The following is a 14,690-nucleotide window of genomic DNA, read 5'->3' as shown; positions in this document are numbered from 1 at the left end:
CTCCACAGCAGCCGCGCGTGGGCGGCCTTTCAGGTCAGTTTGCGCGACGGCTGGCGCAACAGGATCCACAGCAGGTAAGGCCCGCCGACCACCGCGGTGATCACCCCGACGGGAATCTCGATGGGCGCCAGCCACGTGCGCCCGACCCAGTCGGCGACGGTCATCAGCAGCGCACCGGCAAGCGCCGAACACAGCACCGGCACCCCGCGATGGCCGCTCAGGTAACGGGCCATCTCTGGTGCCGCGAGGGCCACCAGCCCGACTGGGCCAGCGACCGCCACGGCCAGCGCAGTGAGCAGCACCGTAATGATCAACGTCCAGAGGCGCATGGCCTTGAGGCGTACGCCAAGGCCCACTGCCACGCTGTCGGAAAAGCGCATCAGCTCCAGGCGCTGGGCTAGGTACTTGACCAGCGGCAGGCTCAACAGCAGGCCGCCCCCCAGCAGCCACACCGCTTGGGCGGGGCGCGCGTTGAGGCTGCCAACCGTCCAGGGATAGGCGACGTTGGCGGCGTCGATATCGGCTCGCGCCAGCATCAGGTTGGTCAGCGCGCCGAACACCGCGCCCACGGCGATGCCGACCACGATGAAGCGATAACCCCGGGCACCCGCGCCGGCACTCAAGCCAAACGCCAATACAGCGGCGGTGGTCGCGCCGGTAAGCGCCAGCGCAGAAGGTGCCAGGGTCGTGGGTACAGCGACGATCGAGGCAACGGCAAAGGCCGTGGCGCCGTCGTCGATACCGATCACACCCGGCGTGGCCAGACGATTGCGTGCCAGGGTTTGCAGCAGGCAACCACCGATGCCGAATGCCGCCCCCGTCAACAGGCCGGCGACCAGGCGCTGCAGGCGCAACTCCTGAACCAGAAATACGTGCATGGGCTCACCCTGGCCAAACGCAGCGGCCAACGCCGTCCACGGCGACAGACCGGCGGCACCGGATGCCAGGCTGATAGCGGTGATGATCACGATGGCCAGCGTAAGGCCCAGCGCGGCGAGCACGCCTCGGCGATTGAGCAGCACGCGCAGCGAGCCGAGCGCCAGCAACCAGTAGCCATGGGGCGCGCTGAGTGAGGGTGATGCTTTCATAGGGTCGGCAACCTGTGGCTGCGCACCACCGTGATCAGCACTGGCGCACCGATCAGCGCGGTCACCACACCAATCGGCAGTTCGTAGGGGCTGACCAGCAGGCGCGATAGGATATCGGCGAACAGCACGATGATCGGTCCCAGTAATAGTGACAAACCGATGGTTCGGCGGATGTCCGGCCCCACCAGGCGGCGCGCCACGAAGGGCACCACCAGGCCGACGAAGGCCATGGGCCCGGCCGCCGCCGTGGCGGTACCGACCAGCACGGCGACGCCGAGCAAGGCGCCCAGGCGGGTCAGACCAGGATGATGACCGAGCCCGGTGGCCATCTTCTCGCCGAGGGCCAGGGCCGCCAGTGGACGAATCAGCGGCGCCAGCAGCAACAGGCCGGGGGCGCTCCAGGCCAGCACGTCCTGGGGGCGACCGGTCAGAGCACCGATGATCCAGAAGCGGATCTCGTCGGCGCTGCGCTGGTCGTGCAGCAGAATCAGCGTACTGATCGCAGTGAGAATGCCCGAGAACGCGGCACCGGCCAGCACCAGGCGCACCGGGTCGTCACCAACGCCGCGCACCTGGGTGACCAGCAATACCAGCAAGCAACCGGCCATGGCGCCTGCGATGGCCACACCAAGGTTCAGGGTCGCCGCGCTGGCGCCCAGGCTGATCGCCACCACCACGGCGAAGGACGCTCCGGCGCTAACGCCGAGCAGACCGGGCTCAGCCAGCGGGTTGCGGGTGGCCGCTTGCAGCACCACGCCCGCAGCGCCCAAGGCGACTCCGACCAGCACGCCCAGCAGCGTGCGCGGCAGGCGCAGTTCGAACAGCACAAAGCGAGCTTCATCATCCACAGCGCCAGCGAGCGCCGACAGGCTGCGCAGGATGCCCACCTCCCCCGCCCCGATCAGCAGGCTGGCGAGGCACAACAACGCCAGCGCCGCGCTCACCCATGCCAACGCGCCGGCCAGCGTCAGGCGAGCAGGTTTCGCAACACGGCTCATTGCGCGGCGATGGCCTTTTCCACGTCATCGAGAACCACATTAGCGGCCAACGGCCCACTGCCGCTGCTCCAGATCTGCCCGTCGACGCTCTGCACATGACCGCTGCTGACCGCCTTGAGGCGCGCGAACGCCGGCTGCTGGCGCGCTTGCTCCAAGGCCTTGTCGCCGTCGGCGTTGAGGGTGGCGAGAAACAACCAGTCGGCGTCGATTCGCGACAGATTTTCCAGGCTCAGGGCATCGCTGTGCGGCTTCTTAGTCAGCTCCGCCGCCATCGCCGTGCCCTTGAAACCGAGCTGACTGAGCAGTTGACCGACGAACAGGTGCTGGGACATCACGCCCGGCCCCTGTGGGCTCCAGCGCACTACGGAAGCAACTTGCCCCGGTTCGATCTTGCCCTTGACTGCATCGATACGCGCGTCGACCGCCGCGATAGCAGCCTTGGCTTCACTACTTTTGCCCAGCGCCTCGCCATAGAACTCGACGTTGTTGCGCCAGTCTTCAAACGAGTTGCCCTTGGGCACCACGGTCGGCGCGATCAGGCTAAGTTTCTGGTACTGATCCCTGCTGAGTTCCGGCGAAGCCAGAATCAGATCCGGTTGCAGGGCGAACACCGATTCCAGATTGGTTTCCCGCGCGGTACCGACGATCTTGATGTCGCCCGCCTTGCTCTTCAGGTATGCAGATACATCGCTGCCGCCGCGCGTGGCAACGCTCCCCAACGGCGTCACACCAACGGAAAGCGCCACATCCAGCGCATTCTCACCGAGGGTGACTACACGCTGTGGCGTGCTCGCCAGCTTGATCTCACCGTAGGCGGTATCAAGGGTGCGCGACTCGGCCAGTGCACTGCCCAGTGGCAACAGAGCAAACAGGCCAGATAGCGCCAGCAGGCGTGAGCATCGGGATAGGCTAGCGATCATCGGAATATCCTTTGTTTAATGTGAAACCAACAGCCGTGGTACAGCAAAAGGCGGCACTCTCTATTTGCGCATGACTGCCGTTCCGCACTCAGGCACCAGGCTCAGCGCTACTGCCTTGGCCGCCAGCCATTCATCGAGCCTGCCAGCTGCCTGTGCGTCGGTTTTCTCGGCTCGCATCGGGAGTGCGTATCCGGCCCACATCAGCATCTGCAACGCCTGCAGCAAGACACCAGGCTCATTGGAGAAAGCGGGCAAACAGCGCAACTCGGAAAATGACGTAGGGCCCGCCAGCAATTGGCGGAGCAATGGGGTAAAGATCGCCTCCGGCCCAGGAACAACGCCGATTGGCGTGGCAAATGACAGCCCTCCCGCCGCGGGCATCGAATCCAGTGCCATAAAGCAAACGCGATCCAATTCCAGAAGATGCTGCTCGGCATTCAGGGCGCTGGGCTGGCGCTGAAACATATCCAGACGTTGATGCTGGTTACGCGCCAAGTCCTTGACCGTTTCACGCAAAGCGGTCGACGACAAGCCAGTGAGAACAGGCTGAATGTTGCCAGGTATGGACAGGCTATCCATGTTCTCGAGGCAGTCAGCACTACCGATGTAAGTCAGCTCGGCCTGAGCAACGACTCGATGCACATCGGCGCAATGTTGTGGCCGCCAGAAATCTGTCAGGAAGTCGTGTGCCAGGTAGGTCACGTGCTCCTTTTCCAGTGCAGCCAACTCATCTTTGAGACCTGGATTGTCCTCAAAGGCACCGGCGCCGTTATTCGCCAGGCAACGCAGAAGCTCGACGCCCTGGCGAACAGCATTGGTCGAGTCACCGGGCGTGGCCAACGACACTTCATGCAGGACTTTCTGAATAGCGGTCAGCCGCGTGGCACCGGGGTGACACATATAGTGCAGATAGAACAGCCCACCGGGCTTCAGAAAGCGGTAAAGCGATTTCAGAATGCTGGCCTGGGCCTGGGGCGGTAACCAGGACCAGGTGCCATGGCACGCGATGAAATCGAATGGTTGCTGCTCCTGACCAGCAAAATCGCTAAAGCTGGCTTCGACGAACTGCACATTCGTCAGCCCAACGCGCTGTGCAGCCTGCCGAGCAAGTGCGATATGCCCGCTGTTGAAATCCACGCCAATGAACTCGCCAAGCGGGTTACTCGCAGCTGCAACCAGCAAATTGATACCCGCGCCACAGCCTAGCTCGCAGTATCGATAGGGTTGCGTGATATCCGGGGCGCTACACGCCAGACTGGTTGCGATGTAGCTCATCCACACCGGTTGCATTTCCTTGTGAAAATGCAACGGATAGGGAACATCGATCACATAGCCCTCACGGCGGCTCATTGCAGACTCCAGATTCAAGAAAAACGCACCTCAACCTAACGTCGAAGCCCAGCCGCTCCCGTGTAATGACGGCGGGCTGGGCCAGATCATGTCGAGCGATCAGAAACGGCTAGTGAACCCTACATAGAAGGTGCGCGGGTCACCGTCGCCATAGTCGTCATCGGTTTTCACCGCGTCATTGAAAACGTTCTTTATCCCGGCTCGCAGCGTCAGGCTCTTGTTGACGGCGTAGTTGCCCCCCAGGTCCACGGTGGTATTGGCCTCGGCAAAGCTGTCCGCCCCGCTCGCGGACGGCCGGTACAACTGCTTGCCCAGGTACTGCGCGGAGAGGTAGGTGGAAAGCTGATTGTCGACCTGCCATTCGAGCAGCGCGTTGGCAGTCCACTTCGGAGTCATCAGCAGCGCTTCGCCCGTCGTGGTGTTTTCCGACTCGATCATGTAGGTCGCGTTACCGCTGAACGACACCGCAGTGGCAACCGGCATACCGAATGACAATTCCACGCCACTGGTTTTGGCTTCCTCGATGTTGTACTGCTGGGTGTACCAGATGCCATTGACCTCCCCTAGGAAGCCGTTTTGCATCATGTCCTTGATTTTACTGGTGAAGTAAGTGGCTTCGAAGCGGTAATCGTTCTCGTCGAAGGCAACACCCAATTCATAGTTGGTGCTGATCTCGGGCTCGAGATCCGGGTTGCCGACCATGAAGCACTGCCCGCCCATGTAGCCGAGCGGAGCAAGCGACGTGCAACCCATGCCCATCGATGAAGTGCCCGAACTCAGGGAACGCTCCTTCAAGTTCGGCGCGCGGAAGCCCTTGGAAACGCCACCCTTGATGGTCCAGGCGTCAGCCGGGTGATAGACCAGATAGGCACGAGGGCTGGTGTGGGCGCTGAAGCCGTCGGTGCGATCGGTGCGCAGGCCCAGGGTCAGAGTCAGGTTGTCACGCAGGAACACCTGATTCTCGGCGAAGAGCGCCCACGCCCAGCCTTCAGGATTTTTTTCCGCGGTCAGTGCCTCTGTCTGGCCAGGCGGAATGAAGGCCGCGATATTGCCGATGTTGCCTGGGTTCTCGACCTCCTCTTCTTTATATTGCAGGCCGGCGGTCAGCCATTGGCTGACGCCCAGTTCGAACGGCACGTCGAACTTGAAATCCGCCACTGCTTCCTTGGATTTCGCCCCCGCGTTGTCGCTCTGCGCCGGGTCGGCCTTGTTCTCGAACGTATTGACGTACAGGTCGAGCTTGGTGCCCACCTCACCGAAACGCCCTTCATGGCCAATGCCAAAACCTCGGCTGACCATTTTCGAGGAGCCGAATGTCTCGTTGGTGTCACCAGCGGCCTCGCGGGCCTCGACATCATCGAAAGACCGCGCACGCTCCTCGCCTGCCGAGGCATCGATACTGAAGCTGTGGTCTTGCGAAGCTTGCCAGTTGAGTTTGGCGTTGACGTTCTTCGATAGCGCGCCGGTCGAGCCCGTGGCGCCGGAGTCCGACTCACGGTCAGTGAAGCTGCCCCCCAGCCGCAAACCTAGGCTTTCGGTCAGAGGACCGCTGACGTTGACGCCGATTTGCGAGGTATCACCTGAGTCGCTGGGTTGCGGACGGCTGTAGTTGGAGGTGATCGAACCACCCCATTCGGGCGAGACCTTGCGGGTGATGATATTGATCACCCCGCCCATGGCTTCCGAGCCGTACAGCGATGACATGGCGCCGCGTACCACCTCAATGCGCTCGATGGATTCAGGCGACAGCCAGTCGAGATCCTGCGGGATGGTATCGGGGCGATGGCCGAGGAGCTGCGAACTGCCGACGCGCTTGCCGTCGACCAGAATCAGGGTGTATCGGTCCGGCATGCCACGGAAGGAAATTTTCGAACCCGCCCCGGTGGCCGAATAACCGCCGGTAACACCGGGCAGCGTGCCCAGCACCTCGGCGATACTGGCCATCGGCTTACGCTCGATATCCTCACGCGTAACGACGCTGATGCTGGCCGGCGCATCACGCAAATCCACTTCGGTACCGGCTGCAGTGACCACGGTGGAGCTGAGCTCCATCGGCAAGCTCTGGCTCGCATCCAGATGCAGAGCAGACGCCTCGTCCGCAGGCTCATTATCGGCCGTTTGTGCATAGGTAGCCGGCGCGCTGAACGCCAGCATGATGGCTGTGGCCAGCAGACTCGGTTTGTACTTCGGATTCATCGACGTCCCCATACCGCATATGTCAGGCCCTAACGGGCAAAAACGGCGGTAATGGATCCCTGAAGGCTCGCGCTAGAGGCCTCCCGCCGTGATAACGGCGCAAATGATATTTAATGCCATATGAGAGTAAACATCATTTACAGTCTATACACTTTGCTCCTGCACCTCGGCAGCTGGCAGCAGCAGATGCATCTGCAACCCGCTACCAGGCGGGCTTTGCGCCCACAGGCGGCCGCCCTGCAGGGCAATGGCACTGCGCGCGATGCTCAGGCCAAGACCGAAACCGCCATCACCGGGACGGGCGCTGTCGAGCCGCGCAAAGGGTTCGAAGATGGTTTCTAGGTAGCGCTCCTCGATACCGGGGCCGTCATCGCCCAGGCACAGGTGCCAGCAATCGTCTTCGCGCGCGCCGGTCAGGCGCACCAGCCCAGCGGGCGGTGAGTGGCGAATGGCGTTACGCAGCAGGTTTTCCAGAGCCTGAGCCAGACTGGTCAGGTTGGCGTACACGGTGCAGTCCTCATCGACCTCGAAGAGCAGGCGCTCGCCGGACCAGCCAGCCTCGAAGCAGGCATCCTCGACCAGCATGTCCCAGAGTTGCAGCACACGGATCGGCTCGCGGGCGAACTGCGGGCGTTCGGAATCCAGCCAGGCCAGCTCCAGAGAGTTTTCCACCAGGTTCTGCATGATGGTGATTTCACGATCGAGCCGCTGGCGCAGCACCTGCGGGTCGCTTTCGCCATCACTGGCCACACGCAGGCGGCTCAGCGGCGTGCGCAACTCGTGGGACAGGTCACGCAGCAAGCGCCGCTGATACACCACGGTGCCCTGCAGCCGCTCAGCCATGTGGTCGAAGGCGCGTCCCAGCTCACCCAACTCGTCTTGACGGGAAGCCACCGGTGCACCGACCCGCGCGCTCAAGTCGCCGGCGCTCAGGCTGTTGGCCTGGCGCCGCAAGATCACCAGCGGTGCGATAAGCCAGCGATACAGCAGGGTGCCCAGCAGAATGGCCAGGCAGGCGGGCAGCACACTACGCAGGAAGAAATCCCATAGCGAGCTGTCGTTACGAGGGTCCAGCCGCGGCGGTAGCTCCATCACCAGGCGTCCGTTGCCATCGCTGAAGGGCACGTAAAAGACCGGCTGGCCACCAGGCCGGCCGACCTTTTGATCGAGCCGGCGCACAAAGCTAAGGCGCAGCGCCTCCTCCTCGTTTAGTGGGGTCGACGACAACGATCGATGCTTTGCGTCCACCGCCACGACCCAGACCTGCTCACGCTGATAGAGGTCTTGCAGAAACTCGTCCATACCGGTTCGGCCTCGCTCACGCCAGGCCGTTTCCGCCTCGCGGGCGAACCCGCTGAGCTCCTGCCGGCTGTTGGCGGAGAGCGTGGACATCGACTCGTACACCCGTTGTTCCAGGTCCAGGTGCATGCTGACGGTCAGCAGGCAGAACAGCGCCAAGCCGACTATCAGTTTCCAGAACAGCGAATGCCAACCCGGCACCTCAGGATTCCCGGGCCGTCAGCACATAACCCTTGCCCCACACCGATTCCAGGCGCTTGCCGTTGTAGCCAAGACCCTTGAGCTTGCGGCGCACGTTACTCACATGCATGTCCAGGCTACGGTCATGCTGGGAATAACCGCGGTGCAGCACATGCTGGTAAAGAAAGGCCTTGCTGAGCACCTCCTCGGCATGCCGGGAAAATGTTTCCAGCAGACGATATTCGGTCGAGGTGAGCATCGCCCATTGCCCGCCCAGGCAAACGTCGCAGCGATCTTCATCGAAGGCCAGCGCATCGGCCTGCAGCGGCGGCTGCCCGCGGCGCTCGTAGGCGACCCGACGCAGAATGGCCTCGATGCGCACGCTGAGCTCGCCCAGGCTGAACGGCTTGGGCAGGTAATCGTCGGCGCCGCGGCTGAAGCCAGCGATGCGATCCTGTTCGGCGCCCAGCGCAGACATCAGAATGACCGGTACATGGCGCTGCTGGCGCAAGCGCTGCAGCACGTCTAGACCGTTGCTGCCGGGCAGCAGGATATCCATGAGAATCAGGTCGAAATGCTGCTCCTGAGCCAGGCGCAGACCGTTGCTGCCGTCATGGCTGACAGTCACATCGAAGCCGCAGCCCTGCAGGTGCGCCTGCAGATGGGAGGCCAAGGCGGGGTCGTCTTCGACCGCGAGAATACGAGTAGCGGTGGTGGCTGGAAGCGTCATGGCAATGTGGCTCTAAAAAGCGAATGCGAGTGATTCTACCTATTGCCTGAGCGCCCGTAACCCGCCTTACGACGGGCAAGCGTCGCCCCGTCGGAATCGCTACACTGCCTGGCATCGTCGAAAAGGGGCATTGCGTGTTCAAGGATATCGGCATCAAGGGCCGGGTACTGATGCTTACCCTGCTGCCCACCAGCCTGCTGGCGGTGGTACTGGGCGGCTACTTCATCTGGATGCAACTCTCCGGGCTGCAGGCGCAACTGCTGCAACGCGGGCACATGATCGCCGAGCAACTGGCACCGCTGGCCGCCCCCGCCCTACTGCATAGCGACAGGGCGCTGTTGCAGCGCATCGCCACAGAGGCACTTGAACAACCAGACGTGCGCGCCGTGACCTTTCTGAGCACGCAGAGCGACCGCCTGGCCCACGCTGGCCCGAGCATGCTCAACGAGCGCCCGGTCATTGACAGCAATACCGTGGACATCGCCGAACATAGCAGCCAGGACGCCACCCGTTTCCTGTTGCCGGTCATGGCCCAACACCTGACGCTCAGTGGCCAGGAGCGTAGCGCCTCAGAAAGCGAGTCGATCGGCTGGGTGGAGCTGGAACTGTCGCACCACAACACCCTCATCAGCGGTTACCGCAGCCTGCTCACCAGCCTGCTGCTGGTGGTCACCGGGCTGATCATCACGGGCCTCTTGGCGCTACGCATGAGCCGCAGCATCAACGACCCGCTGCTGCGCATCAAGCAAGGTGTCGCCCTGCTCAAGGACGGCCATCTGGAAACCCGCCTGCCACCGCTGGGCAGCCACGAACTGGACGAACTGGCATCGGGCATCAACCGCATGGCCGAATCGCTGCAGGCTGCCCAGGAGGAAATGCAGCACAGCATCGACCAGGTCACCGAGGACCTGCGCCAGAACATGGAAAACGTCGAGGTGCAGAACATCGAGCTGGACTTCGCCCGTAAGGAAGCACTGGAGGCGAGCCGCATCAAGTCAGAATTCCTGGCCAACATGAGCCACGAGATCCGCACTCCACTCAATGGCATTCTCGGCTTTACCAATCTGCTGCAGAAGAGCGAGCTCAGCCCGCGCCAGCAGGATTATCTGAGCACCATCGAACAATCCGCCGACAGCCTGCTGAGCATCATCAATGAGGTGCTCGACTTCTCGAAAATCGAGGCTGGCAAGCTGGTGCTGGAGAACATCCCCTTCAATCTGCGCGACCTGCTGCAGGACACCCTGACCATCCTCGCGCCGACCGCACACGAGAAGAAGCTCGAGCTGCTCTCGCTGGTATACCGCGACACACCGGTGTGGCTGTCGGGTGATCCGCTGCGCCTCAAGCAGGTGCTGACCAATCTGGTCAGCAACGCGATCAAGTTCACCCGCGAAGGCAGCATCGTTATCCGCGCCATGCTCGAGGAAGAAACAGCAGACCGCGCGCAGCTGCGCATCAGCGTGCGTGACACCGGCATCGGGCTGGCCGAGGAAGATTTGCGCGCCCTGTTCCAGGCATTCAGCCAAGCCGACAACTCGATGACCCGCCAGGCCGGCGGCACAGGCCTGGGCCTAGTTATTTCCAAGCGCCTGATCGAGCAGATGGGTGGCGAGATCGGTGTGGACAGCACGCCCGGCGAAGGCTCGGAATTCTGGATCAGCCTCAACCTGCCCAAGGCGCGCAGCGAAGCTGACGAGCAACCTCGCGCGCTGGCTGGCCGCCGTGTGGCGATGCTCGAAAGCAGCGAGCTGGCCCGTCAGGCTTTACAACACCAGCTGGAAGATTGCGGTTTGCAGGTCAGCGTATTCAGCGACCTCAATAGTCTGTGCGACGCCGTCGAGTCGGCTGCCGGCTCTGCCCAGGCATTCAGTTGCGCGGTTCTCGGCGTGACCAGCGATGACCTCGCGCCTGCGGAACTGGACAAGCGCGTCTGGGACCTCGACAACCTGGGCTGCAAGAGTGTGGTGTTCTGCCCAACCACCGAACAGACGCTCTATCAGAACAGCGTGCCCGACTAGCACAGCCAGCTGCAGGCCAAACCGGCCTGCACTCGCCGGCTGCAGCGCACCCTCGTCGAACTGATCGCGCCGCGCCAGGCACGCCAGCAGGTACGCCACAACCTGACCCGCTCGCCGGCCATCCTGTGCGTCGACGACAACGCCGCCAACCTGCTGCTAGTGCAAACCCTGCTCGATGACATGGGCGCCAAAGTCACCGTCGCCAGCAGCGGTTTCGACGCCCTGGCAATCACTCAGGAGCAGGATTTCGACCTGGTGTTCATGGACGTGCAGATGCCCGGCATGGACGGCCGCCAGACCACCGAGGCGATCCGTCAGTGGGAGCATGACCACGGCCGCTCGCCGATGCCCATCGTCGCCCTGACCGCTCATGCCTTGGCCAACGAGAAACGCACGCTGCTGCAAAGCGGCATGGATGATTACCTCACCAAGCCCATCAGTGAGCGGCAGCTGGCCCAGGTGGTACTCAAATGGACCGGCCTGGCGCTGTACAGCAACAACCAGGAGCCACAGCCGGAAACCACTGCACCGGCCACCGCCGTGCTGGATAAAGAAGAAGGTTTGCGCCTGGCTGCCGGCAAGGCCGATCTGGCCGCCGACATGCTCAGCATGTTGCTAGCCGGGCTGCCGGGCGACCTGCAGGCCATCCGTCAGGCACGTGCCGATGGCGACCGCAACGCCTTGATCGAACGCATTCACCGCCTGCACGGCGCCACCCGCTACTGCGGCGTACCGCAGCTGCGCGCCGCCTGCCAGTACAGCGAAACCCAGCTCAAGCAGGATCAGCCGATTCGTGGCAGCGGCCTGGATGAACTCGAGCAGGCGATAGAACGCTTAAGCCAAGAGGCGCAGCCGTGACGCCGCAGCCTATCTGCACTGCGCAACTGCCGTTGAGCAAACGCCTCAAAGCCGGCACCAGCCGTGCTCATGACAGCGTCGATGCGCTGGTCATGAGTGTTCGGCCCTTTGCGAGTCTGGAGTGCTACGGTTACTTCCTACGCCTGCAGCACGACTTTCATGGCGCTCTCAATGCGCTGTACGACGATATCGAGCTCAATCGCCTGCTACCGGGCTTGAGCGAGCTGCCACGCTTCGACGCGGTGTGCGCCGATCTTGCCGATCTGCAGCTGCAGATCCCGCCAGCCCCCCAAGCCGTAGCGCCGAGAAGTACCTATGCCGCCTTGGGCTGGCTGTACTGCAGCGAAGGCTCCAACCTGGGCGCCGCGTTTCTGTTCAAGGATACCCAGCAGATCGGCCTCACGGCTGAAAACGGTGCCCGTCACCTAGCTCCTCACCCAGATGGCCGCGCTCTGCACTGGCGCCAGTTCGTTGCCCTGCTCGATGGCCTGGAGCTGAGCGAGGCGCAGCGCGAAGAAGCAGTCAGTGGCGCAGTTGCCGCGTTCGACTTCTACCGAGCAGCCTTACGCGACATCTTCCCCGCCACCTGATGCTCCAGCACGACGCCTGGCTAACCACTGGCGTCGTCGCCCCGCCCGCTGCTGCCGCGGCCTGTTAGAATGCGCTCCTCATCCGGAGGATCCATGGCCGAACACGATTTTCGCTACAACCTGCTCAACCCCGAACACACCCTGATCGAGTGCCGCGCCCTGGCTCCCGGCCGCTATCAAGTCACTGGCAACGGCGGCTCGATCAAAGGTAACGACACTTTGGTCGTCAGCCTCAAAGGCAGCCGCGACCTGAGCATGCGCCTGCAAGTCGACAAAGTTCGCCACCTGATCAACCCGCCTGGCCAATGGGTCGCGGTCGCTCATGGACCGGCCTTCACCGAGCTGTCGATCTTCAACTGGGAAGTGACCTGCGACAGCTGCGGCAAGCAACTGGACTTCGAATTCGCGGTCGACACTGCGCTGGGTAAAAAAGCCCAGACGCCGGCCGCAGATGCGCGCCTTGCAGAGCTCGGCTGGCGCAAACAGCAGGACAAGCACCTGTGCCCTGCGTGTATTAAAAAGGAGGCTTGATGAAACCGCTTCTCGCCCTTGGCTTGCTCACCGCAGCCCTGGCTGGTTGCGCGGAAAAACCCGTGCAGCTGGAAAACGAGCGCACCTACCGCGTGGAATGGATCGGCGAACGCCCGCTGATCGACAATAGTCACCTGACCATCATCCTCGGCGAAGATGGCCGCGCCTACGGCAACGCTGGCTGCAACCACTGGTTCGCCAGCTACACGCGCGATGGTGAAAAACTGAGTTTCAGCGAAGCCGGCAGCACCCGCAAAATGTGCGCACCGGCTCTGATGGAACAGGAAAATCGCTTTCTGCAGAGCCTCACCAAGGTCGAACGCTGGGACATCTCGCCACTGGATCAGCTGCGCCTGTGGCCAGCCAGCGGCAAACCGATCCGGCTGTGGCCTGACGAGTAAGGCCATCGCGAAACGCTGTTGGCGCCCGGCTTCGCTTATCCAGCAGCGCGGGCGCGCAACAAGCTGCGTTACGCCAGCGCTTTCGCCTAGAGCTCACGCGGCAGGAACAGATCCAGCTGTTCATGCTTGCCGCGCAAATCCTGCAAACGCACGCCCACACCAAGCAGCCGCACCGATCGATTACCCCGCGCATGGGCACTGGTCATCAATACGCGGTAACTCTCCAGGTCGCGGCCAGCGCCGGTCTGCTCCATCGTGGTCTGGGTGAAGTCGTGGAACTTGACCTTGACGAATGGCTTACCCGCCCGATAGCTGCTGTCCAGGCGCGTCATGCGACGCTCCAACTCTTCCAGCAACGCCGGCAACTGCGCCAGGCAAGCGTCAAGGTCCGGTAGATCCTGATCGTAGGTGTTCTCCACGCTCATCGATTGTCGGCGGCTGTCGGTCTGCACCACACGCTCATCGATGCCATGCGCCAAGTTCCAAAGCCGCTCACCGAAACTGCCGAACTCGCGCATCAGGCGCAGCTTGTTCCACTCGCGCAGATCACTACAGGTACGCACGCCCAGCCGCGTGAGCTTGTCCGCAGTAACCTTGCCCACGCCGTGCAGCTTGTTGACGGGCAGCTCCGCTACGAAGTCCTCGACCTGATCCGGGGTGATCACGAAGATGCCATTGGGTTTGCGCCAGTCGCTGGCGATCTTGGCCAGAAACTTGTTCGGCGCCACACCCGCAGACACGGTGATATGCAGGTCACTGGAAACGCGCCGGCGAATGTCCTGGGCGATACGCGTGGCACTGCCGCCAAAGTGCTCGCAATTGGAGACGTCCAGAAAGGCTTCATCCAGCGACAGCGGCTCAATCTGATCGGTGTAGTCGCGAAAGATCGCATGAATGTCCCGCGATACGGCGCGGTACACCTCAAAACGCGGTTTGACGATCAGCAAGTCCGGGCACAGCTTCAATGCGTGCCCCGAGGCCATGGCCGAGCGCACACCATAGGCGCGCGCCTCATAATTGCAGGTCGCAATCACCCCGCGCCGATCGGCCGAGCCGCCCACTGCCATCGGTTTGTCAGCCAACGCGGGGTTGTCGCGCATTTCGACCGAGGCATAGAACGCGTCGCAATCGACGTGAATGATCTTTCGCTGCGCCATAAGCCTGACAATGAATGCTGGCCGACTGCGGCTGCAATCGGTGATGGGGGAGAAGACGGGCACTTTACTGTACATAACAACAGCCTTCCAGCCCGATCTCGCCCGCTCATCGCCTACCTGCTGCGGTAATAAAAGCGCCACAAAATGGCTTGAAAGGCCCGCATGGCAGGGCCTGAAGCGCTTTCAAAAGTTCTGCCTGCGGTGCTAACCGATTGAACGGAAAACAGTTTTTTCTGCGATAGGCGTTGACAGCGGGCCTCAGATGAATAGAATGGCGACCGCGGGATGGAGCAGTCTGGTAGCTCGTCGGGCTCATAACCCGAAGGTCGTCGGTTCAAATCCGGCTCCCGCAACCAGATACTCAAAAAGGCCAC

The 14,690-nt window shown here is 62.4% G+C and carries 11 protein-coding genes, 1 tRNA gene and 1 pseudogene; 5 read left to right on the top strand and 8 right to left on the bottom strand.

Translation table 11 applies throughout. The features are described 5' to 3' along the window. Window positions 1–29: 29 nt before the first annotated feature. From BUC40_RS11245 to BUC40_RS11215, 7 genes are all read right to left on the bottom strand, one after another. Window positions 30–1,088 carry a FecCD family ABC transporter permease gene (locus BUC40_RS11245; protein ID WP_073265646.1) on the bottom strand — a complete coding sequence of 353 codons (1,059 nt, stop codon included), beginning with the start codon at window positions 1,086–1,088 and terminating at the stop codon, window positions 30–32. Beyond that, window positions 1,085–2,086, bottom strand: a complete 1,002-nt coding sequence (locus tag BUC40_RS11240) for a FecCD family ABC transporter permease (RefSeq protein WP_073265644.1) — start codon at window positions 2,084–2,086, stop codon at window positions 1,085–1,087. Before BUC40_RS11240 ends, BUC40_RS11245 begins: the two co-directional genes overlap by 4 nt. Continuing rightward, entirely contained in the window at window positions 2,083–3,006 is a 924-nt protein-coding gene (locus BUC40_RS11235; RefSeq protein ID WP_083593463.1) for an ABC transporter substrate-binding protein, read from the bottom strand. Before BUC40_RS11235 ends, BUC40_RS11240 begins: the two co-directional genes overlap by 4 nt. Before the next feature lie 60 nt (window positions 3,007–3,066). Then, window positions 3,067–4,356, bottom strand: a complete 1,290-nt coding sequence (locus BUC40_RS11230; protein WP_073265640.1) for a class I SAM-dependent methyltransferase — start codon at window positions 4,354–4,356, stop codon at window positions 3,067–3,069. Window positions 4,357–4,455: 99 nt separating this feature from the next. Beyond that, entirely contained in the window at window positions 4,456–6,552 is a 2,097-nt protein-coding gene (locus tag BUC40_RS11225; RefSeq protein WP_083593461.1) for a TonB-dependent receptor domain-containing protein, read from the bottom strand. A gap of 144 nt (window positions 6,553–6,696) precedes the next feature. Continuing rightward, on the bottom strand, window positions 6,697–8,052 hold the full coding sequence (locus BUC40_RS11220) for a sensor histidine kinase (RefSeq protein WP_073265638.1): 1,356 nt from the start codon (window positions 8,050–8,052) through the stop codon (window positions 6,697–6,699). Window position 8,053: 1 nt separating this feature from the next. Next, entirely contained in the window at window positions 8,054–8,761 is a 708-nt protein-coding gene (locus BUC40_RS11215; RefSeq protein WP_073265636.1) for a response regulator transcription factor, read from the bottom strand. 134 nt (window positions 8,762–8,895) lie between these two features. Between BUC40_RS11215 and BUC40_RS11210 the strand changes: the two are divergent. The 4 genes and pseudogenes from BUC40_RS11210 (at window position 8,896) to BUC40_RS11195 (ending at window position 13,159) form a co-directional block, all read left to right on the top strand. Continuing rightward, window positions 8,896–11,637 (top strand): annotated as a pseudogene (locus tag BUC40_RS11210) (ATP-binding protein). Continuing rightward, window positions 11,634–12,227 (top strand): biliverdin-producing heme oxygenase, encoded by a 594-nt coding sequence (locus BUC40_RS11205; RefSeq protein WP_073265634.1) that lies wholly within the window; start codon window positions 11,634–11,636, stop codon window positions 12,225–12,227. The pseudogene BUC40_RS11210 and the gene BUC40_RS11205 overlap by 4 nt, the downstream one beginning before the upstream one ends. A gap of 93 nt (window positions 12,228–12,320) precedes the next feature. After that, window positions 12,321–12,758 (top strand): hypothetical protein, encoded by a 438-nt coding sequence (locus BUC40_RS11200; protein WP_073265632.1) that lies wholly within the window; start codon window positions 12,321–12,323, stop codon window positions 12,756–12,758. Continuing rightward, window positions 12,758–13,159: an META domain-containing protein gene (locus BUC40_RS11195; protein ID WP_073265630.1), complete on the top strand. Its 402-nt coding sequence runs from the start codon at window positions 12,758–12,760 to the stop codon at window positions 13,157–13,159. Before BUC40_RS11200 ends, BUC40_RS11195 begins: the two co-directional genes overlap by 1 nt. A gap of 86 nt (window positions 13,160–13,245) precedes the next feature. On the opposite strand, the gene dinB is transcribed toward BUC40_RS11195, so the two are convergent. Next, window positions 13,246–14,316: a DNA polymerase IV gene (dinB, locus tag BUC40_RS11190; RefSeq protein ID WP_073265628.1), complete on the bottom strand. Its 1,071-nt coding sequence runs from the start codon at window positions 14,314–14,316 to the stop codon at window positions 13,246–13,248. Window positions 14,317–14,595: 279 nt separating this feature from the next. Between dinB and BUC40_RS11185 the strand changes: the two genes are divergently transcribed. Next, window positions 14,596–14,672: transfer RNA gene (locus BUC40_RS11185), tRNA-Met, on the top strand. The last annotated feature ends 18 nt before the right edge of the window (window positions 14,673–14,690 follow it).

The sequence above is a fragment of the Phytopseudomonas punonensis genome (assembly GCF_900142655.1).
Lineage (GTDB): Bacteria > Pseudomonadota > Gammaproteobacteria > Pseudomonadales > Pseudomonadaceae > Aquipseudomonas > Aquipseudomonas punonensis.
This window is presented reverse-complemented; position numbering and strand designations above follow the sequence as displayed.